General features: G+C 47.4%; 24 protein-coding genes. 2 read left to right on the top strand and 22 right to left on the bottom strand.

Translation table 11 applies throughout. The features are described from left to right. Positions 1-4: 4 nt before the first annotated feature. Genes AR1Y2_RS02595 through AR1Y2_RS02575 form a run of 6 tightly spaced genes read right to left on the bottom strand, consistent with a single transcriptional unit; the run spans position 5 to position 3,368 of the window. Positions 5-376, bottom strand: a complete 372-nt coding sequence (locus tag AR1Y2_RS02595; RefSeq protein WP_137327564.1) for a PTS glucitol/sorbitol transporter subunit IIA — start codon at positions 374-376, stop codon at positions 5-7. A gap of 18 nt (positions 377-394) precedes the next feature. Further along, a complete protein-coding gene (locus AR1Y2_RS18210; RefSeq protein WP_330554759.1) occupies positions 395-946 on the bottom strand; it encodes a hypothetical protein in 552 nt (183 codons plus the stop codon). Positions 947-960: 14 nt separating this feature from the next. Continuing rightward, positions 961-1,332, bottom strand: coding sequence for a PTS sorbose transporter subunit IIB (locus AR1Y2_RS18205; RefSeq protein ID WP_330554758.1), 372 nt, complete (start codon positions 1,330-1,332; stop codon positions 961-963). A gap of 29 nt (positions 1,333-1,361) precedes the next feature. Beyond that, complete coding sequence (gene srlA / locus AR1Y2_RS02585; RefSeq protein ID WP_137327563.1) at positions 1,362-1,913, bottom strand: PTS glucitol/sorbitol transporter subunit IIC; 552 nt, start codon at positions 1,911-1,913, stop codon at positions 1,362-1,364. A gap of 15 nt (positions 1,914-1,928) precedes the next feature. Then, positions 1,929-2,393, bottom strand: a complete 465-nt coding sequence (locus tag AR1Y2_RS02580) for a transcriptional regulator GutM (protein ID WP_137327562.1) — start codon at positions 2,391-2,393, stop codon at positions 1,929-1,931. A gap of 12 nt (positions 2,394-2,405) precedes the next feature. Beyond that, entirely contained in the window at positions 2,406-3,368 is a 963-nt protein-coding gene (locus tag AR1Y2_RS02575) for a sugar-binding transcriptional regulator (RefSeq protein ID WP_243118831.1), read from the bottom strand. Positions 3,369-3,812: 444 nt separating this feature from the next. Between AR1Y2_RS02575 and deoC the strand changes: the two genes are divergently transcribed. After that, positions 3,813-4,526: a deoxyribose-phosphate aldolase gene (gene deoC, locus AR1Y2_RS02570; RefSeq protein WP_137327560.1), complete on the top strand. Its 714-nt coding sequence runs from the start codon at positions 3,813-3,815 to the stop codon at positions 4,524-4,526. 2 nt (positions 4,527-4,528) lie between these two features. Then, positions 4,529-5,320, top strand: a complete 792-nt coding sequence (locus AR1Y2_RS02565) for a YdcF family protein (protein ID WP_243118830.1) — start codon at positions 4,529-4,531, stop codon at positions 5,318-5,320. Positions 5,321-5,323: 3 nt separating this feature from the next. Here the strand turns inward: AR1Y2_RS02565 and AR1Y2_RS02560 are convergent, their stop codons facing one another. The 16 genes from AR1Y2_RS02560 to AR1Y2_RS02485 all read right to left on the bottom strand — a co-directional run bounded on the left by AR1Y2_RS02560 (position 5,324) and on the right by AR1Y2_RS02485 (position 20,751). Further along, positions 5,324-6,193: an AraC family transcriptional regulator gene (locus AR1Y2_RS02560; RefSeq protein ID WP_137327559.1), complete on the bottom strand. Its 870-nt coding sequence runs from the start codon at positions 6,191-6,193 to the stop codon at positions 5,324-5,326. A 26-nt stretch (positions 6,194-6,219) separates the two neighbouring features. Continuing rightward, complete coding sequence (locus AR1Y2_RS02555; RefSeq protein WP_137327558.1) at positions 6,220-7,179, bottom strand: sugar-binding transcriptional regulator; 960 nt, start codon at positions 7,177-7,179, stop codon at positions 6,220-6,222. 186 nt (positions 7,180-7,365) lie between these two features. Continuing rightward, on the bottom strand, positions 7,366-8,412 hold the full coding sequence (locus tag AR1Y2_RS02550) for a galactitol-1-phosphate 5-dehydrogenase (protein ID WP_137327557.1): 1,047 nt from the start codon (positions 8,410-8,412) through the stop codon (positions 7,366-7,368). Positions 8,413-8,430: 18 nt separating this feature from the next. Continuing rightward, the gene (locus tag AR1Y2_RS02545; protein WP_137327556.1) at positions 8,431-8,901 is read right to left on the bottom strand and encodes a PTS sugar transporter subunit IIB; all 471 of its coding nucleotides are present in this window, start codon (positions 8,899-8,901) and stop codon (positions 8,431-8,433) included. Positions 8,902-8,913: 12 nt separating this feature from the next. Then, positions 8,914-9,474 carry a 6-phospho-3-hexuloisomerase gene (gene hxlB / locus AR1Y2_RS02540; protein WP_137327555.1) on the bottom strand — a complete coding sequence of 187 codons (561 nt, stop codon included), beginning with the start codon at positions 9,472-9,474 and terminating at the stop codon, positions 8,914-8,916. Next, the gene (gene alsE / locus AR1Y2_RS02535; protein ID WP_137327554.1) at positions 9,464-10,162 is read right to left on the bottom strand and encodes a D-allulose 6-phosphate 3-epimerase; all 699 of its coding nucleotides are present in this window, start codon (positions 10,160-10,162) and stop codon (positions 9,464-9,466) included. Before alsE ends, hxlB begins: the two co-directional genes overlap by 11 nt. Positions 10,163-10,177: 15 nt before the next feature. After that, a complete protein-coding gene (locus AR1Y2_RS02530) occupies positions 10,178-11,227 on the bottom strand; it encodes a galactitol-1-phosphate 5-dehydrogenase (RefSeq protein ID WP_137327553.1) in 1,050 nt (349 codons plus the stop codon). Then, positions 11,228-11,638: a PTS sugar transporter subunit IIA gene (locus AR1Y2_RS02525; RefSeq protein WP_137327552.1), complete on the bottom strand. Its 411-nt coding sequence runs from the start codon at positions 11,636-11,638 to the stop codon at positions 11,228-11,230. An 18-nt stretch (positions 11,639-11,656) separates the two neighbouring features. Then, positions 11,657-13,261, bottom strand: coding sequence for a PTS system mannose/fructose/sorbose family transporter subunit IID (locus AR1Y2_RS02520; protein ID WP_137327551.1), 1,605 nt, complete (start codon positions 13,259-13,261; stop codon positions 11,657-11,659). Between the two features lie 127 nt (positions 13,262-13,388). Continuing rightward, positions 13,389-14,798 carry a PTS ascorbate transporter subunit IIC gene (locus AR1Y2_RS02515; RefSeq protein WP_137327550.1) on the bottom strand — a complete coding sequence of 470 codons (1,410 nt, stop codon included), beginning with the start codon at positions 14,796-14,798 and terminating at the stop codon, positions 13,389-13,391. A 13-nt stretch (positions 14,799-14,811) separates the two neighbouring features. Continuing rightward, on the bottom strand, positions 14,812-15,090 hold the full coding sequence (locus AR1Y2_RS02510; RefSeq protein WP_137327549.1) for a PTS sugar transporter subunit IIB: 279 nt from the start codon (positions 15,088-15,090) through the stop codon (positions 14,812-14,814). Then, positions 15,087-15,503 (bottom strand): PTS sugar transporter subunit IIA, encoded by a 417-nt coding sequence (locus AR1Y2_RS02505; RefSeq protein ID WP_137327548.1) that lies wholly within the window; start codon positions 15,501-15,503, stop codon positions 15,087-15,089. Before AR1Y2_RS02505 ends, AR1Y2_RS02510 begins: the two co-directional genes overlap by 4 nt. Continuing rightward, positions 15,500-17,464, bottom strand: coding sequence for a BglG family transcription antiterminator (locus tag AR1Y2_RS02500; RefSeq protein WP_243118829.1), 1,965 nt, complete (start codon positions 17,462-17,464; stop codon positions 15,500-15,502). Before AR1Y2_RS02500 ends, AR1Y2_RS02505 begins: the two co-directional genes overlap by 4 nt. Before the next feature lie 142 nt (positions 17,465-17,606). Next, positions 17,607-18,857 carry a diaminopimelate decarboxylase gene (locus AR1Y2_RS02495; RefSeq protein ID WP_137327547.1) on the bottom strand — a complete coding sequence of 417 codons (1,251 nt, stop codon included), beginning with the start codon at positions 18,855-18,857 and terminating at the stop codon, positions 17,607-17,609. 4 nt (positions 18,858-18,861) lie between these two features. Continuing rightward, positions 18,862-19,557, bottom strand: coding sequence for a TrmB family transcriptional regulator (locus tag AR1Y2_RS02490; RefSeq protein WP_137327546.1), 696 nt, complete (start codon positions 19,555-19,557; stop codon positions 18,862-18,864). An 84-nt stretch (positions 19,558-19,641) separates the two neighbouring features. After that, entirely contained in the window at positions 19,642-20,751 is a 1,110-nt protein-coding gene (locus AR1Y2_RS02485; protein ID WP_137327545.1) for a GGDEF domain-containing protein, read from the bottom strand. Positions 20,752-20,904: the final 153 nt, after the last annotated feature.

The raw sequence follows: 20,904 nt of genomic DNA, 5'->3' as shown, positions 1-20,904 counted from the left end.
TCTGCTATGCCTGAATGATCTGTATGATGCTTCCCACACCAGCCTTCGGCGCCCTAAGTGATTTTAAATAGATGCTGCCCGGAAGAATCTCCTGGTCCTGATTTTCTCCAAATGTCAGGGTGCAGTGCCCCAGCTGTGACAGATTCTGGTATGCCACTTCCCCAACACTAAGAATCTCAAATTCCTGTTCGTCCACCAGGAGATAGTCTCCCTTTTTTGGCTCTGCCAGCACTTCATTGTTGTTATGTACAAACACCATGTCCTCCAGGATCTCCGGCACTTCCTGTCCGAACAGGATCAACAGGTTCTGGTCCAGCGCATCCATGGCCTCTGATCCAAGACGGATCACTTCTGTCTTATATATTACCTGGCTCATTTGTCTCCTCTACCTCCGTTAAAACATTCCAGTCATCAGGATGAATCCAAGCAGCACACCTACAGGGGCAGTGATGAACCTCACCATCAGCACCGAAGGAACCGTACATTCCACCGTCTCAGGCTGCGCGTCCTCCAATCCCAGGGCAACTGGGATAAAGTCACATCCCACCTGCGGGTTGATGGCAAACAGTGCCGGAAGTGCATATTGGGGAGGGATGGTCCCTTTTCCAATCTCTGTACCGATCAAAACACCGATGACCTGGGCGATAACAGCTCCCGGTCCCAGAAGAGGGGACAGGATAGGAACTCCGCAGATCAGGGAGATGATAATTAATCCAATCAGGTTTCCTGCCAGCGGCTTTAATCCGTTGGCGATCATATTTCCCACCCCAGTGGCTGTAATGATCCCCACCAGAGCTGAGACAAAAAACATAAAGGGAAGGATCGTTCCTGTGATAACTTCCATCGTTTCTCTTCCCGCCTGAAAGAATACGGAAGTAAATTTACCGGCTCCCCGTCCAAATGTATCAATAATTCTGGAAATTACATTGCCTTTCTTTTCCTCCATCAGTTCATCCTCCTCTAATCTTCACTCAATGAAACGTTCTCTGGTTTTACTCCGGATACATAAAGCCCTTCCTTGATAAAGCTTTTAAGCGGCCCGGAAGGCCCTCCTCCGTTGATGTTGATCGTCAAAATTCCCTTTTTCGGAAGGATGCCCAGACGGCAGGTTCCGCCACAGTCAATGACTGCACAGGCTGTCTCTTCATCTTTTACCGGATTTTTAAATCCATCCACCACCGGTGCCCCTGTAAGCTCCGCGATCTTCTCAGCTACCGGATGAATCTTTCCTCCAGTGACGCTGACAATCTTCTGCCCTTCTTTTGGTGTCACGATTAAAGGGGTTCCCCATCCGCTTCTTCCTTTTTCAACTTTCACTGTTTTATAACTCATGATTCATATCCTCCTTATATCACCTTTGATTAAATTGTCAGTTCATTGGAATCTCTGAACGGAACATCGTTTTTCTTTGCGTAGATCATCCAGATCTTTTCTGTCAGCACACCCCGGATAAACGCGAGCACAATACCGATCAGCAGGAACCGCACCGCAAGCCCTGTGGTTCCCAGTCCCAGCTTCGTGATTCCGCTGGAAATTCCAAGCCAGATAAATAATTCTCCTGAATTTACATGTGGAAATAATCCGGTCATTGGATGTACCACCGTACAGCATGCGTCAAAGAAAGATCCTTTGTATTTCTCAGGGAGAAATCTTCCCAGCGCGAAGTTCATTGGGTTAGTGAACACGAAGTAAGAGATCATCGGAAGGATCGTGTATCTCATGATCACGTTCTTTGATCCTTTCAGGGCTAATTTTTCAATGCGCTCCTCTCCGATCAGTTTTACGATTGCCAGCACGAATGTCATAAGACATGCCAGTGTCGGCAGAATTGATGTGATCAGTCCCATCAGATTCTCGCCTCCTGCGTTGAACATCTTGATGAAACCTTCAAAAAAAGAACTAACTGCGTCCATAATTACCTCCTTTGGTTATGCCTGGCTCACTTGGTTTTTCTGATTGATATAATCATAAATATTTCTAGCGGCCAGACTGATTGCTTTTTCCTCACTTGTTTTTCTTTGGTCTCTTTTCTTAATAAATCTTCTTTTTGGCTGATCTCTTAATTGTAAAAACTCCTCCTTTCTGACTGTCAGCGATAGATCTCTGCCGATCAGGTCCCGGTTGGGCCTCATCCTGCTCAACACAGAAACTCCTGCCAGTTTCACAGAATCCTTTACGATCATATTCCGGTCCGCCACCACAAGCAGGATGCAGCCTTTTCCGAAGAACCTTCCCTTTGCCTGGCCGAATCCGATACAGTAGTCTTTGGCGTATCGGTCTGTCAGTTCTTTGTAGGTCTTCTGGATGTTCCTGGCCTGGCTGAATGCAAAGAATCCCTGCAGCAGCCATGCAATAACGATTCCTCCAAATACAATTGCCATCGTTAATTTCATACATACACCTCCCTAAATCTCTAAGATATTTTCTGCAGTTGCGGCATCCGTGATCAGCACATTGATGATTCCTCCTTTCATTGCTCCCCTGATGGCTTCTGTTTTTCCAGGCCCGTAGGCAACCCCGGCCCGGATTGGTATGGTCCTCATGCGTTCCAATGAGATCCCTACCATCTTTTTGTTCAGTTTTTCATCTATTGTATTTCCAAAAGAATCATAGATTCTGCCTACGATCTCTCCCGCACCGCCCTGTCTTCTCAATTCTTCATATTCTTCCCCAGTCCTCATCCCTGCCTTTATGATCGAGGAATCCGCTCCTATGGAGCCGATGCCAAACAGGGCGATATCCGACTGCTCCGCAATCTTTAACACCTTTGAAACTCCATCGATGCTCTCAATCATATTTTTAGCCTGCTCATCCTGTACAAACATAGGTGCCGACAGATTATAGCTGGTACAGCCTAAAATATCCCCGATGCCGGTGGCCAGTGTATTAGAGTAAGTCATACGGTACTTATAATTCCGGTCCACCTCACTAGGTGTTCCAAGGAAAGGAACGATCTTTACATTCCGGTAGGATAGGGCCCTGGTCCGTTCATCCTCGCCTAGACGCCTCACAAACTCATACATAGCTCTTCCCCAGGTCACTCCCAGGATCATATTCTTCTTGAGGACCCGGATGACATAGTCTGCAGTCTGACCAGCCACAGCCTGAGCGGATGTCTGTCCCTCCACAGGTACGGCGATCAGTGCCTCCTTCAGTCCAAATCTCTTTTCCATCTCTTTTTCCATCATCATGTTGCTGGATTCGGGATATGTAATGTGGATCCGGACGATCCCTTCCTGCTTTGCTTTCCCCAGTGCCCTGGAGATGGTAGTCCTCGACACATTCAGTTTTTTTGCTATTTTTTCCTGGGACAGTCCATCCTTAAAATATAATTCTGACACTTTGATCAAAAATCGATTGTCTTCCACTTTCTCCGTCCTCCTTTCTCTGATGTCTTTGGTCATTTGACCATGTTCCTGTTCTATTGATCGTTTTCTACATTGTACGTTCGTTTGTATGGGTTGTCAATAACCATAAAACTTTTTCATTTTTTTCAGCAATTCTGCACATGGACAATTGTTATTTATAGTTTTATTGCTGATGATGATTTTGGAAATAATAAAAGAAAACTTTCAAATCTGTAGAAAAACGGAACCTGGATAGAAGAAAATGGAGATCTCTTTTAAACTTTTTCTAGATACCTTTTTCTACAATATATATGAGTGATCGGATATGTCGGGATTGAGAATAATAAGTTTTTTAGAGATATCAATATATTACAAAAACTTGGATTTCCAAAACAAGAAAAGCTTATGGAACGATGATATATTACAATTACAGAAACAAACAAAAGCACTTTCAGGAGGTAAATCATGAAAAAGATATCTAAAAAAGCAAGTGAAATGACAGTGAAAGAACTGGCAGCCTACATTGACTATTCCGTGCTGAAGCCGGAATTCACAGAGGAGCAGATCATTGATCTGACAAAAGACGGGGTAAAACAGGGATGTGCCACAATCTGCATCAACCCTGGATACATTGAACTCTGCACACCATATGTAGAAGGAACTAATACAGGACTCTGCCCGGTGACAGACTTCCCGTTCGGCACAAGCGCCACAGAATCCAAGGTTGCACAGATCGAGATCGCGGCCCGTTATGAATGTGTAAAGGAGATTGACGTGGTGGCAAACTTCGGATGGATCCGTTCCGGAGAATACGGCAAAGTCACCGAGGATCTGAAAGCCTGCGCGGATGCTGCACACAAGCATGGGAAAGAACTGAAAGCCATTTTTGAGACCGATGCACTCACAGAAGAACAGATCAAAAAGACCTGTCAGTGCTGTATCGAAGCGGGTGTGGATTTTGTAAAGACCAGTACTGGATTCCTGACAGGCTTTGAGCTGCACGGTGCCACACCGGAGGTGATTAAGCTTATGATGGACGAGGTTGGTGACAAGTGTAAGATCAAGGGAAGCGGGTCTATCCGTACAAGAGAGCATTTCTTACAACTGATCGACATGGGAATTGACAGAATGGGCGTGGGATATAAATCAGTGCCTGTAGTCCTGGGGCTGGATTCCTGAGAATGATGACAGCAGAATTAGAAAGAACAGCGAAGAACCTAAATATTCTGGCTGATTTCTGCGGCATAAGAGACATAAAACATCTGGATTCGGTTTCTCTGAATGAAACCTATGGGATCCGGCAGGCTGACGTCTTAATATTATTCGGCGGCAGTATTCCCGCAGGATGTGATACAGCGGCGGAGGGGTTCCTTAACGGAACTGCCTCCCGGCTGATGATCGTCGGCGGAGAGGGCCATACAACGGATGCCCTGCGCAGCCGCTTCCATGCCAGATATCCTGAAATACCTGTGGAAGGCAGGATGGAAGCGGATATCATGCAGGACTATATCACACAAAAATATGGAATCCGGGATATCCTGCTGGAACGTAACTCTACTAACTGCGGAAACAATGTGACCAATGCACTAGAAATTCTGCGGCTTCACCATATAGATGCTAAACATATCATTTTGATGCAGGACGCTTCTATGCAGCGGCGTATGTGTGCGGGCTTTAAAAGATACGCACCCAGCATCAAAGTGATCAACTATGCATCTTACCGTAATCAGGTGATAGTACAGGACGGAGAATTACAGTTCAGCGACAGCACTTTGTGGGGCATGTGGGAAATGGATCACTATATTTCGCTGCTTATGAGTGAGGTCCCCCGCTTATCCAATAATGAAGAGGGATACGGTCCAATGGGACGCGGTTATATTGCAGAGGTGCAGATCCCAGATGTGGTTATGAATGCTTTTTACGAACTGAAAGAGATATATGAGGATAAATTAAGAAGCACCGCCCCAAGATAGACATCACTGTGACGGTGCTCTCCCATTCATCTTTCTAAATTTTGACGGAGGACATTGGTATTTCTTTTTGAACAGATGGTAAAAATGGCTCAGGGATGAAAATCCGCAAAGCATACTGATCTCTATGATCTCCTTGGAAGTCTGGGTCAGAAGATAGACCGAATATTCCAGCCGTTTGCTGTTGATATATTCTGTGGGTGTCACGGACATAACCGACTTAAATACCCTGCACAGATGATTGGAAGAACATGCGGACAGTTCGATCATTTTAGGAAAACCGATCCTTAGATTGTCGATCTTCTGCATTTCCTCCAGCATAGGCTGGAACCAGGAAGGACAGCTGACCGCCGGTAATTCTTCTGCATCGTAGGAGAAGAAATATCTTGTAAATATATCTGCAAGGCAGCTTTTGGCATAGAGAACCGTTTTCTGCACGGACGAACCATTCATAAGAGATCCGATTTCCTCAAAACGGGTGATGATCTCTTTTTTCTCATCTGCATCCATATGGACACATGGCGGCAGCTCCGCGTCCACCATATCCTGCAGCATGACTGTGTGGTCTAAGAACAGCCTGACATTCAAAAACAGCTGTTCACTGAATCCGATGTTCACAATCCGGAAGTCCTGGGAATAATAGAACTCATAGCTGTGGGTGTCTTTAGGGCGTATAAAGATTAAGTCTCCCTGAGTAATGGTCTGTATGGAATCGTTCACAAGATGCAGGGCACTGCCCCCCGCAACGATAAAAAATTCATAAAAGGTATGGGTGTGGATAGACGCCGTCTCTTGAAACCGGGAGTTGCGAAACAGCAGCCCGGTTTTTTCGTCCAGAAAGGTATGCTCTTTTCCATACACAGGAATATGCGCCACGTTCTTTTCCTCCTCACTGTTTCTGCTCAGCCCAGAACAGCTTCCGCAGTGGCTGTATCTGTGATGAGCACATTGATAATCTGCCCTTTTATAGCGCCCTGAATGGCCTCTATCTTATCTTTTCCATATGCGACTCCCACACGGATGGGGATTTTTTTCATACTTTCCAGGGAGATTCCGATCATCTTTTTCTTCATTTCCTGGTCCACAGGATTTCCCTCAGCATCATAGATCCTGCCGACAATCTCTCCGATGCCTCCCCTCTCCACTAATTCCAGGTATTCGGCTTCTGTCCTTATACCGGCTTTCAGTATAGAGGAGTCTTTGCCCATGGAGCCGATACCAAACAAAGCGATATCAGCTTGTTCTGCCATCTTAAGTACATTTGAGATCTCTCCGATACTCTCGATCATCTGCTTCGTCTTTTCATCTTCCACGGACATGGGAGCTGACAGGTTATAGCTGATGCATCCAAGAATTCCTCCCACTTCTGTGGCCAATGTGTTGGAGTATGTCATCGTATATTTGTAGTCGCTGTTGATGCCGCTGGGTGTGCCCAGGAACGGCACGACTTTGACATTCTGGAAAGAAAGAGATCTGATCCTTGCATCAATCTTCAGCTGTTCTACAAAACGGAACATAGCTCTCCCCCAGGTCATGCCAAAGGTCATGTTCTTTTTCAGTACCCTGATAATAAAATCTGCGGTCTGAAATGAAACGGCCTGCTCCACGGTCTGGTCACATCCCGGAACAGCGATCAGCGCCTCTTTCAGATCAAATTTCTGTTCTATCTGTTTTTCTAGTTTCAAATCACTCTGGTCAGGATAATTGATGTGGATCTGGACATATCCTTCTTTCCTCGCCTTGATCAGTGTCCTGGATATGGTAGTCCTTGATGTGTTCAGTTTCTTGGCTATTTTCTCCTGCGACAAACCATCCTGATAATACAATTCCACTACCTTTATTAAAAATCTGTCATTCTTCATCTTGCTGTTCTCCCAGAATCTTGGATATATTTTCTTCTATCTTTTTTATTGTAAATTTGATCCTGATAGATGTCAAATAAAAAAGATCAGAAGCTTTCTCTGATCTTTTTCACTGCCCGTCAGTAATTTTGTCGGTACCGGTTTACTGGCCGGAGGTGTCAGAATTCCCATAATGGACATCCCCTGCTATTCTTCCGGCAAACAGATCGCCTTGCATATGGTGATCTCTCTTTTATAAATCTGGTCAAACATTTCTTTCAAATGTGTAAGATCCGACCTGTGTGTTATCAGATCCTCCACCAAAAGCCTCCCGTCCGCGATCCTGTCAACCGTATACTGCCACTCGTTAAACGGCAGGTCGTTAAAATAATTGTTCCACACCCCAGTAAGTCTCAATTCCTTCCGGAGAATCTGGCTGTGGCTGTCCAGCGCCAGAACAGTATCCTTGTGGGGATTGCCCAAAAGGACCAGCATGCCAAACGGTTTTAAACACTCTACTGCCTGGTTCAGTGCCGGAGAACTTCCGGTCCCCTCAATGACCGCATCTGCCATGCCTTTGCCGGTCAGTTTTCTTACCTGCTCCTCAACTTCTCCATCCTCCGGGTGGATGACCGTCAGTCCCTTTTCCCTCGCAAATTCTGTTTTCTTCCGGTCGATCTCTACCAGCAGAGCCTGAATCCCAAATAATCGGCACCAGCGCGCTGTGAGTATCCCAATTGGCCCTGCGCCAAAAATCACTACGGTATCCCCGCCTTTGATCTCTCCCTTTCGGATAGCATGCAGTGCCACACAGGCAGGCTCCGTCAGCGCCAGCCACTCTGCCGGTACGTCCTCATTCTTTGGGAACACCAGGTGGTCCGCTGACGGGAGCAGACAGTACTGTGCAAAACCTCCGTCGGTCCTGGAACCAAGATTTTTATAATTACTGCACTGGGCATACTGTCCAATCCTGCAGCTTTGACATTTCATACATGGTACTACTGGATAGATCGCTCCTGTCTTTCCAATCAGATCTGTGTCCTGCTCGTCCCCGACACTCACAACTGTGCCTGAATATTCATGTCCCAGCGTCACGGGATAAACCTTAGTGCCAAGTTCATACACCCGCGGAATGTCCGAACCACAAATGCCGCAGGCCTCAACCCTCACAAGAATTTCCCGTCCTGAAGGTTTGGGCTTTTCAACCTCATCCAGCGTAAATCTGTCGATCTCATGCAGTCTCATTGCTTTCATTTTCTGTCCCTCCCCGTCCTATAAAAGTCCGGACACATCGACAACTTTATCCGCAGGAATTACCTGGATCTTCACTTGGATGCCCTTGTTGATAAATTCTTTTATGGCATCCCTCTCCTGCGGGTCAGCTGCGATATTCTTGTATAATGTCTTCCGCTCACCACTGATTCCCATACCTCCGATATTGATCTCCGGTATCTCTGCTCCCAGATCCATGATCTTTTTGTAGGTCAGCGGAGTCTTTGCCAGCATAATGGAAGGGGCCTTAAGCCCTTCTTTCAGTGCCTGTGCCGCCTGTTCCACGGAGTAGACCTTGACCTTCACACCCCCAGGCGCCGCCATTGTCAGGACCTGTGTCATAAACGGGTCCTTTGCCACTTTGTCATCCGCGATGAGTATTTCTTTTGCCGGCAGCAGCTTCATCCATGCCGTCATCACCTGTCCGTGGATCAGTCGGTCGTCCACCCGGGCCAATAGTAAATGTTCCATTTTCTTTTCCTCCTATTCCAGATTCGCATGCTTCTCCCAAAGGGAGTCTATATCTTCGATCTTCTTCTCCTGCATGATCATCAGCGCGGCCGCATCCAAAAGAAGCAACAGACTCTGCTCAAACAGGCTGCTCATGATCTGTGCTGATTCTATTTCATCCTCAAGGTGCAGTTTTGTCCTGCATGGAATCCTTACAAACAGATCTTCATATGCTGACATGGAGCTTTCCGCATTGGAACCGATGTGGATGACGGATGTCCCATACTGTTTTGCCTTTTTCGCAAGCTCCAGGGGTATGATACTCTCCCCGGATCCGGAGCCGGCTATCAGCACATCATGTTTTGTGACTGCAGGTTCATTCACATCCCCCACACAGTAAGCTTCGATTCCCAGATGATTCAGACGTTTTGCAAATGCTTCCATCATCATAAACACTCTCCCCACTCCGGTCACAAATACTTTCTCTGCTTTTAGGATCATTTCTGTCATCTCCCGCACTTCCTGTCCGTTTACCGCGGAGAGTGACTGGTCAAGTTCCCCCAGGATCAGCTCTTTGTAATCTTTATAATCCACAAGAAACCTCCGATCCTTCCAGTGCCTTCCTGTAGCTTTCCGTCATTTTCCTGCATGCCTCATGTAAGTCCTGATCCAGCCCGAACAACCCGGAACTTCCCAGTATCAACACATCGGCCCCCGCATCCATAAGTCTCTTAAATGTGGACGGCTTGCAGGAACCGTCGATCTGTATACGGTAATGGTATCCGTTTTCTTCCCGCAGCCTTTTGGCCTCGGCTATTTTGTCCAGCATCTCTTCAATAAACGGCTGCCCCGCAAATCCCACATCCACGGTCATAATGGTCAGCAGGTCAATCCTGCCCAGATAATGGGCCGCCTCCGAAAGCGGGGTTGCCGGATTGAGTACCAGTCCGGTTTTCAACCCCAGCTCCCGGATCTGGTTATACAGCCGGAACGCCTGCCCATTGATGGTTTCCGCATGCAGGGATATGATGTCTGCCCCGGCTTCTGCCACGGTGTTAATCCAAAGTTCAGGATTTGTTGTCATAAGGTGTACGTCAAGAGGGACCTTTGACACCTTTTTAAATGCTTTGACCATATCCGGTGACAGGGTGATATTCTTACAGTAGTGGCCGTCCATGATATCCACATGATACATACCAACCTGTTCATTTAATATTTCAAGCTGCTCCCTGATGTTTAAGAAATCCATACACATCAGGGAAACAGAAAAGTTCTCTTTCATGATTTCCTCCGTCCTTTATGCCCTGGAGCTGTAGATTGCTTTACAGATGGTGATCTCCTTCCGGTAAATCTTTGTAAACAGTTCACTTAGATGGTCAAGGTCTGATACGTGGGTGATCAGATCGTCTGTCTTCAACTTCCCTCTGTCCATCATCTGGACCGTATACTTCCATTCATTGAGGGGCATCTGTGCATAATAAGAATTCCATACCCCAGCGATGTCCACCTCTTTTCTCAGGATACTGCTATGGTTTCCAAGCTTTAGGAAGGTATCCTGATGAGGATTTCCAAGCATAGCGATCCTTCCGAATGTTCTGACGATCTCCACCGCCTGGTTAAGGGCTGCCGAAGTGCCGGTTCCCTCGATGACAACGTCCACACAGCCGGTCCCCAGGATCCGTCTCAGTGCTTCTTTCGGGTCCTCCTCCATGGAATTTACGATGGTGAGTCCCCTCTCCCTGGCAAAATCTATTTTTTGCTCACTGATGTCAAACAGAATGACTTTCTCTGCTCCAAAAAGTTCCGCCCAACGGGCTGTCATGATTCCAATAGGACCTGCCCCGAAGATGGCGATGCTCTGACCTGCCTGCACTTTGGATCTGCGCACTGCATGCTGGGCCACTGTTGCCGGCTCTACAAGACTCAATTCTTCTTTGGTCACATCGGGGCTGTTTGAAAACACCAGATTCCAACGGGACGGTACCACGCAGTATTCTGCAAACCCTCCGTCGCACCGGGACCCGAGGTAATTATAGTTCTCACACTGGGCATAATGCCCTGTCTTGCAGAACTCACACTCGTTACATGGAATCAGCGGGAAAACGGCGGCAGTCTTCCCTACCAGCTCCTGGTCTTCATCCCTGGCTGCTTTTACGATAGTGCCCGCAAACTCATGCCCGATTGTGATGGGATGGACATGGGCTCCCAGTTCAAACACTCTCGGAAGATCCGAACCACAGATGCCGCAGGCCTCCACTTTTACAAGAAGTTCTTCCCCTTTTATCTCCGGGATCTCTGTCTCCTCCAGTCGGAAGTCCCCGATTTTATTCAGTCTCACTGCTTTCATTTATTCTGCCGCTCCTCTCTTCTGTATCCCCAGCCTTTTGATACCGTCGTGTCCCGCTGCCTCGGCGAGATTTGACAGTTCTTCAAGAGACATATCCGCCTCTCTCTGAAGGGCTGTACAGATCCCCATTGCCATGTTCATACCGGTGATGACCGATACCGTATATTCCTGGCTCAACATGGCGATGGTATTAAACGGGGTGCCCCCTAAAAGGTCAGTGAGCACCAGCACGCCCATTCCTGTATCCAGTGCTTCCAGTGCTTTTGTTACCGTTTCCCTGAACTCCCCGGGCTCCTGCCCGGGAAGTAGAGAAATACACTTGGACTGTTCTATGTCTCCTGCCACCATGGATACGCTGTCTACCAGACCTTTACACAGCGTTCCATGGCTGATGATTAAAACTCCTACCATTTTTTCCTCCTGTTCTGATTACGCAACAGCCAGCAGACCGATCAGGGAAGTGATCACACCGACTACAAAAATAATAACAATGATATAGGTCGGTTTCACTTTCTTGCTCAGAAGCTTCCACACAAGCAAAGTTGCAATGAGCGGCAGCATTCCCGGAAGAAGGGAGTTTAAGATATTTTGAAGATTGATCCCTACTTCCCCAACCTTAAAGGCAATCGGAGTTTTGATATTGACTCGTGTGGCCGCCATATTTCCAACTACCATCAATCCCACAATACTGAAAGCTTCTGTGATGCGGTTTAACGTACCTGCGCTCAAGATTTTCACGATCGCATTTTTACCCTGTTTATAACCCATCATGTACATGGCGTAACCCATACCGATCATGAGCACCTTGTACGCGATCTCAAACAGAATCGGTCCGGCGATGTTGCCTGCCAATGCAAGACTGCAGGCGATACCGGCTAAAATCGGGTAAGCGATTCCCTGTGATACCGTATCTCCGATCCCAGCCATAGGCCCCATAAGACCGGTACGGACTGCGTTGATGTCCTCCGCGTCAATGTCTGCCCCGTTGGCGGACTGTTCCTCCATGGATGCGGTGACACCGTGGATCACGGTTCCGATCCATGACGGTTCAGTGTTGAAGAATACCATGTACTTTTTCAGTGCTTTTGCCTGCTTTTCCTTGGTGTCATACAGTCTTCTCACAATCGGCACCATAGCATTGGCGGTTCCAAGTGCCTGGAGACGCTCATAGTTGTAACAGGTCTCACTGGAGTAGCCCAGAAGGAAATGCTTCACAAGATCCTTTTTCAGAAGCTTCTTGGAACCAGTCTGCTTCTCTTCCTCCAGGTTAAGTTCTGTCTCCTGTATTTCCTCCTGTCCCTGCTCTGCTTTTCCTGTGAACAGATAAATGAGGATCGCCACTGCCGCCGCAAATACTGTGACAGCCATGGTATCAACCTTTGCATAGATGGTCAGGAAATAACCGATGAAGAAAAAGGCCACGATCTTCTTTTTCCCGAGAAAGCTCAGCAGCATGGCAATTCCAAGTGCCGGCATTAAGGCTCCCACCACGTTCAGCGCATCGATCATCGGTTCCGGAATCGCCTTCAGTGCGTTGGTGGCAAAATCCCCTCCGAAATACACAAGGGCAAAGGCCGGGATACCGTAAAGCACTGTGGCGGTAATACCGGAAGGCAGGTAGTTCATCAGCCTGAGCCCCCTTATGTTGCCTTTCTCCAGATACTGGTCCGCTTTATGTACCCAGAAACTATTAATGGTCATATACGCCTGGTTGATCAGGATGCCCAGCAGACTGAATGGTACCGCAAAAGTCGGCGCCAGGTTCGGGGATGCCCCTGAGATGATAGTCAGTGCAGTTCCGAAGACACCGGCTACCATTAGGTTCCCCGGCATGGTCCCCCCTGCGGTGATCCATCCCAGATATGTAAGCTGGATATAGGCGGCGGCTTTCATTCCTGTGACTGGTTCCCCCATAACGACTGCCACAAGAAATCCTGCCCAGATCGGATACAGCCATGTACGGGTCACTGTGTGGCTGAACCACCACTGGCTTCCAATGGCGATCAACGCCACCAAGATTGCTGAAATTAACATAATACTTCCTCCTTTTCTTTTGATGTATCTTTAGTGTACCGGCACCCAAACATCCCCGCCATACCATTTGTTTTCCAGTATTGCGGAAAGCGGAAACCTGAATAAACCCAGATTCCCGCTTTCTCTTCTATTTTTTCTGTGACATCTTGGATTCCTCCAGAATCTTGTCTGTATCAAAGGAAAACCAATCCTCCTGGCTGTCCTCCATGTCATCCATCATTTCAGGGATCAGGATCATGATGATGACGATCCCGATCAGGATGGTCAGTGTCCCATAGCTGCCGATCCGGTTCAGCCAGTCCCCAAGAAAAGCACCTACAAAGCCCAGGTCAGCATCAGGAAAAGTAACCGATGCATCGGACAAAGATCCCAGATGAGGAAGGAAAATGACCGGCAGAAAGGAGATAATGACACCGTTTAAAAACCCGCCTAAGATTGCTCCCCGCCTTCCACCGGTGGAATTGCCGTACACACCTGCCGTAGCCCCGCAGAAAAAATGAGGCACCACACCGGGCAGGATTATAGTCAGATTGCATGCCATCATAATACCCAAAGAAATGAGTCCACCCAAAAACGACGAGATGAATCCCACAATCAGCGCATTGGGCGCATAGGGGAACACCACCGGACTGTCCACGGCGGGTTTGGCATTGGGGATCCAGTTGTCGGCAATTCCCTTGACAGCCGGCACGATCTCATTGATGAACCATCGGACCCCGGTGATGACCACAGAAAATCCAACGGCAAAAGTCAGCCCCTGGATGATTGCATAGACCAGATAATTTTTCCCCTCCGACAGATTCTGTTCCACAAAATCACTGCCGCACGCCACGGCGGCCACAAGGTACATGAGTATCATCGTGATGGAGACAGTAACAGAAGAATCCCGTAGAAACGCCAGCTTTTTTGGTATTTTCATCTCCTCCGTGGACCTGGAATTTTCCCCATAGATCTTTCCCAGCCATGCAGACAGAAAATATGCACTTCCCCCGAAATGCCCCACGGCCACAGAGTCATTATGGCAGATCTCCCTTGTATACTTCTGAAGAATAGCCGGTGAGATCACCATGACAATACCAAGAGCCAGCCCTCCGATGGCATAGAAAATCCAGCCCTCCATGTCCGCCCCTTTTAAGGAGACCACGATCATACAGGCCATGAACAACGTCTGGTGCCCTGTCACAAACACATACCGGAATCTGGTAATCCTGGCAAGGAGAAGATTGACCGCCATTCCAAGCAGCATGACCAGGGATATTTCCATCCCGAACCTGCCCACGGCAATGCCGGCGGCCCCTTCCACGCTCAGTATGACACCGGATACATGAAAGGCGTATTGGAACATTTTCCCGAACGGTTCCACACATTCGGCGATGATATTCCCTCCAATCCGTATGACCATAAACCCAATGGCCGATTTCAGTGTTCCCTTCACCGTTGCCTCCAGGCTCTTTCTCTGCAGCACCAGGCCTAAAAACACAATGCCTCCCACTACAATGGCCGGCTCCAGTACAAGGTCTTTCAGCATTTTCAGCATATCGATCCCTCTTTTATCTTGACAGCAAGACTGTTGTCAGTTTTTCTCTCAGTTCCTCTTCATCGATCAGCGATTCCAGCACGATCAGGTGCCCCACAGGTGGAATGCTGTCTTTTAGATCATTTGCTACGATAAAATAGTCTGCGTCCATGGCACTCATCTCATAAACTGATGAATGACAGGTCTCAAACTCTGTCTCCTTTCCCATCTCCCAGAGTATCTTTTGAATGTTCATCTCTACAAGAAAGCTGGACCCAAGCCCTGTCCCGCAGACTGTCATGATCCTTTTCATAGTTTTTCCTCCATAATCTTAAGCATCTCCTCCCGCGTCCTTGACCCCAGCATCTTCCTTAAGCTCTGTTTCTTTGAACAGACCCCGGCAATCTGCTTCATCAGTGTGTAATGGGAACTCTCGTCTCTGGCAGCCAGAGTAAAAAAAATATGAACCTTTTTCCCCTCAAAATCTACCGGTGTATTGAGCTTTACAATACAAAGACCGGATGCCAGTACTCCGTCCTCCGGCTTGGCATGGGGCATGCAGACCCCTTCTCCCAGATAAAAATAGCCCCCGTACTGACTAATACTGCTTAAGATGCCCTGATAATACTGTTTTGTGACAATGCCATGCTGTTCCAGAACATCACAGCTTCTTTGAATCGCCTCTGTGTACAGGGCGGCACCGTCCATGATCTCTGCGTAAATCATAGCTCCTCCTCTGCATCTTCCCTGAGGGAGACAAGTTCCTGGTAAGAGTTGATCTGCTTGATCTTCTCCATGTTCCCGCCCTGTGCAAGGATTCTTACCAAGTCTGCCAGATTTTCATTCTCCGTCACATTGCCAAGGACAATGACCACCTTCACATCCACCTTTGCTTTGCTTCCAAAATCGATGGCATGATGAAGCCTTAAAAAGCTGATACAGTTTTCTCTGACCTTGTCTTTTTTTCCATGTACAAAGGCGATCTCCGGGATAAAGACCATGTAGTTCCCCAGGTTCTGGACCGTTCTGACCATCTCATCCACATAGGAAGGTTCAACAAGGCCGTCTTTGATCAGGGGAGCCGCGGCGATTGCAATGGCCTCCCTCCAGTCATCTGTCTCCACATCAAACTGGCAGTATTCTTCCTTCAAAAGCTCCCGGATGCCTTTATTCATCGTCTGATGGATGCGGTGGACCAAATAGGAATTTTTGCGGTTATAGACTAGCACGGAAATGATATTTTTGATCTTGTCGATATCCGGAGGGTTGAGAAGAGGATTCACCTGGATCACCTGTTGTTTTTCCAGATGCAGCGGCACGGTACTAATGATAAAATCCGGCCTGGCCTTTCTGATCTCCTCTTCCACGTCGCTGGCACGACATATCTTCCTGACCTGTAGTTCAGGAAAACACTCCTGCAGCCTCTGTTTGAGCAGAACCGCTGTAGCTGTTCCTCCTCCGCATACGAGAAGGATTTCCGGGGATAGCTTTAGGCTGAAATTTTCCTGGAACAACACTTCAAAATACATGGTGGTATAGGCAATCTCTGATTCAGGAAATACCACACCCAGCATTTCCTCCTGTTCCTTCAAAAGCCGTTCGGTGATCTCATACATAAAGGAGTGGGAATATTTAATATCCTCCAAAAGAGGATTCTGGATCTCGATCTTATTTTTCAGCCGGAACACTGCCACCTTTAAATGCATCATGATCTGTTTGCGGATATCCGACTGAAGGCGGCATCCAATCTTCAGATAACAGCAGAACTGCCGGATGAGAAGCTCCGTGGCCTTGATGATGGTCCGGTCTTCCTCACTCTCCCTCTTAAGCTCCCCATTCATCCGTTTGGTGCTCTGAAACAGCATTGCAAAATACCGCAGATCTCCCTCTGTCAGAGAAAAATCCTGCAGTTCCTGTAAGATTGCCTGTGCATAAGGATCATCCGCCAACTCACCCTCTGCTTCCTTATCCTCCACATGAAAACCGTGGTGGATCCTGCATAGGGATGCCAGGATCATACTCTCCAGCTCCCCGATAGACTCATCCACAAACTTGAGTCCCATGGCCTGCTCCATGCGGTGTATCAACCTTTTGCCGGTTTCGGGATCAATCACGGCGTGTTCCCTTAGAACCTCCAGGATGTTCAGACTCCCTTGGCTCTCCGTTTTTATGTAAAGGTTAAAAAGCATGTTCCGTATCTGCTCCTCATCTCCCTTTAAGGAAAGCCCGAAATATGATTTCTTTACCAGAGTGATGCCGCGGCGTGAGAGAAAATCATCTGCCTGCCGTATATCCTGTACAATGGTGTTCTTACTCATCTGCAGTTTTTGGGCCAGCTGCTCAATGGTCATCTTATCAAATATGGTGAGAAGCACTGTAATGATGACGATCCTTTCCTCCCTGGAGTATACTTTGATCTCGTTGTTGGAATACAAACCCGTGATATCAAACCCTTTCTGGATAATCAGTTTAATGCCAAGCCGGGGCGTCCTCTCGATCTCCACAGGCATCCCCTTTAGAAAATATTGGATAGCATCCAGGTCGTTGCGTATGGATCTGCTGCTGACATGGAATACCTCAGCCAGCCTTCCCGTTGTAGTATAGTCCTCACATCCCTGCAAGTATTTCATTAACTGCACCTGTCTCTCCGTCAGCAATGCTCTCTCCCTTTCTTCTGTATCGTTCATTCAAGATAATTCTGGTGATACAAAAAGTGTAGCATATCCACAACCAGGCAATCTATGCCAAAAGTTTTCCACATATGTAGAAAAAGAAGGCACATTCTGTCTTATTGTGTACAGAATGTGCCTCCCTTATATATAATTATTCTTAAAAATTAAATCCTTCAATAGTAGCAAAGTAATCTTCTGGTGTCTCGGCTCTCCGGATCATTTCTGTACTTCCGTCTTCCTTCATAAGAATCTCCGCTGATTTTAGCTTCCCATTATAATTGTATCCCATGGCAAATCCATGAGCACCTGTATCGTGGATCACCAGCACATCTCCCTTATCAATCTTCGGAAGCATCCGGTCAATGGCGAACTTGTCGTTGTTCTCACACAAAGAACCAGTTACATCATACATGTGGTCACAAGGCTGATCCTCTTTTCCCATGACCGTGATATGGTGATATGCTCCATACATAGCCGGACGCATGAGATTGACCGCGCAGGCATCTACCCCGATATACTCTTTGTGGGTATGCTTTTCATGAATGGCCTTTGTCACCAGATGTCCGTTTGGTGCCAGCATATAACGTCCCAGCTCCGTAAAGATCTTCACATCGCCCATGCCTGCCGGTACAAGAACTTCATCAAATGCCTTATGGACTCCTTCTCCGATCACCGCAATGTCATTGCCTTCCTGGTCCGGAAGATACGGAACTCCCACGCCGCCTGACAGGTTAATGAATCCAATGTGGACTCCTGTCTCTTTCTGCAGTTCCACTGCCAGTTCAAACAGCTGCTTTGCAAGGGCCGGGTAATATTCGTTTGTCACTGTGTTGCTTGCTAAAAATGAATGAATTCCAAACTCCTTCACTCCCAGTTCCTTTAACTTCAAAAATGCCTCTGTCATCTGCGGCCTGGTCATGCCGTACTTGGCATCCCCCGGGTTATCCATGATATCAGTGCCCAGAGAGAACACTCCTCCCGGATTGTAACGGCAGGAAATCACTTCAGGGATCCCCGCTGCCTCTTTTAAGAATTCAATATGTGTGATATCGTCCAGATTGATCGTTGCCCCCAGCTTCTTAGCCAGCACAAACTCCTCCGCCGGAGTGTCATTGGATGAAAACATGATCTCATTTCCCTGAAATCCACAGCGGTCAGACATCATAAGCTCTGTGAGAGAAGAGCAGTCCGTTCCGCATCCTTCCTCTCTTAAGATTTTCAGGATCGTTGGGTTCGGAGTTGCCTTCACTGCAAAATATTCTTTAAATCCTTTGTTCCATGAAAACGCCTTATTCAGGTTTCTGGCTGTTTCCCGGATTCCCTTTTCATCATACAGGTGAAATGGTGTCGGATACTCTTTTACGATGTTGTCTAGCTGCTCTTTTGTTACAAACGGTTTTTTTCCCATTTTATTAATTCCCTTTCTTGATCTCTAATAGTTTTATCTCATTGGCCAGAGCGTCCTTAAATACCTCCGCCAGATTATGATTGCTGGAATATAGACAGGCAGCATTGTACTGGTCCACCAGATCGCCGGTCAGCACGTAGGTGGAATCCGTGATCAGACGAATCTGCTCCTTCTTGCGCTCTGTCAGGTAGATGATGGCTCCCTCCAGTTCAAAGGGTTCATTTGTGATGATCACAACCTTGATCCCCCGGCCAACAAGATCTGCAAAATACGGCCGGAACATTGTAAGCTTTTCATTGGAGGCGGACACATAGACCCGCTCCCTTGTCTCCAGCAGCATATTGGTAAACTTATCGAGGATCTGTTTTTCCCCTTTGACCGTCAGATACGCTCCCTTATTCATCCTCTGTTTTGGAAGTTTGGCCACCAGCTCTTCTTTGCTCCTGGTAAGATCCCGAAGCCTGTTTTCGCAGAATTCTTCTACCGGGACTGCCTGGTACTTTACCGTGTCTTCCTCAGACATATAAGCCGCCCCTTTTTCCACGAGTCCGGCTAATGCGTTGTAGGTATTAGACCGGGAGATCCCGCTTTTCTTGGCTGCCTCGTATCCATTGAGCTCCCCTTCCAAGACCAGAAGAACATAGAGGTTCGCTTCCTGTCTGGTCAGCCCGAAATTCATCAGGCATTCAACATTTTCCATTCTGCGCCTCCATTCGTGTTCCTTTATAGGAATACTATAATACGGCGACAATTCTTTGTCAACAAATATAATCGAGGAAAATACTCAACTAGGCTGGTGTTTCTGCTTATTCCGGTACATCTTCGTGTCCGCCAGGGAGATCAGCTTGTCCAGGGATCTGCCGTCCTCAGGAAAATCAGCTCTGCCTGCACTGCACCCTTTAAACGGAATGTAGCAGTCCGATACACTGTAGCTGAGCTGTGAAAGCTTCTTCATGAATTCTCTGGGATCCCCATCTGTAAAAAGACAGATGAACTCGTCCCCGGACATACGGTAGAAAGTGCCCTGGTTTCTCAGGAGCCGCCCGGTTCTTCTGGCAAACTCGCAGATGTATCCGTCACCGGCCAAATGTCCGTACAGATCATTGACCTGCTTAAACCGGTCCAGGTCAATAAAAATCAGGCTGAACCTCTGATCCTTGTGGATCATTTCCTCCGCATCCTGGAACAGGCTGTTCCGGTTTTTTAATCCTGTCAGGCTGTCCGTATATGCGATCTCTTTCAGGTCACTGATGCTTTTGCTGTTTACCACAAGATAATAAATAATCACAAAGTTCAGGCTTACATTCAATGTCAGAGCCAGCAGACATAATAGTTTCAAGATGCCGTTCTGGGGATACGTAAAATGCACATTAAATAAGACGACTGTAAAAAACCAGCCCAGGCTGAAGACCAAAAATATGTTTTTTGTGCCGTCTTTCATGATCTGCAGCACCCTCATCAGCCGTTTTTTAATCCATGAGATAAATAATGTGACTGTGACCAGATAGAGAGCTGTCTGGACTGCCAGAACCGTGGCGGCCAGATCTTTTGTCCCAGCCATCTTTCCAGTGAGGACCGAGATGGAGAAGATCAGCATCGTATAGATCCATGACGAACAGGCAATACTGATGATCCTCTTTACCGTCTCTCGATACAAATAATTTAGAGGGATCAGATACAGAATCCCAGTCAGCGCAAACATCCCGTTTCCATTCCCGAAACCTCTCCCTCTGGAAAGTCCTGTGTAGGTGACAGTAATCACTGGCACAGAAAAAGCCACCAGTACAAACACAGTCCATTTTAGAGAATATTTTCTTGTAGAGCAGAAATTGGTCACGCTCAAGTTGACAGCCAGCATCTCAAGAGCGGCCAGGAGATTTACCAGTATATCCATAACTGTTTGTCCTTTCCTGTGATCCTCACTTTTTTTATATTATACTAGCTTTTGCGACAAAAATACAAATATATGACGGAACATATTGATGTTTTCTGCCCCTAGACGTAAAAAGAAGAACACCCCCTTCATCCGGGATGTTCTCCTCACAAT

Source organism: Anaerostipes rhamnosivorans (assembly GCF_005280655.1).
Taxonomy (GTDB): domain Bacteria; phylum Bacillota; class Clostridia; order Lachnospirales; family Lachnospiraceae; genus Anaerostipes; species Anaerostipes rhamnosivorans.
The sequence above is the reverse complement of the archived record's forward strand: the minus strand, read 5'-3'. Positions and strand labels throughout refer to the sequence as shown.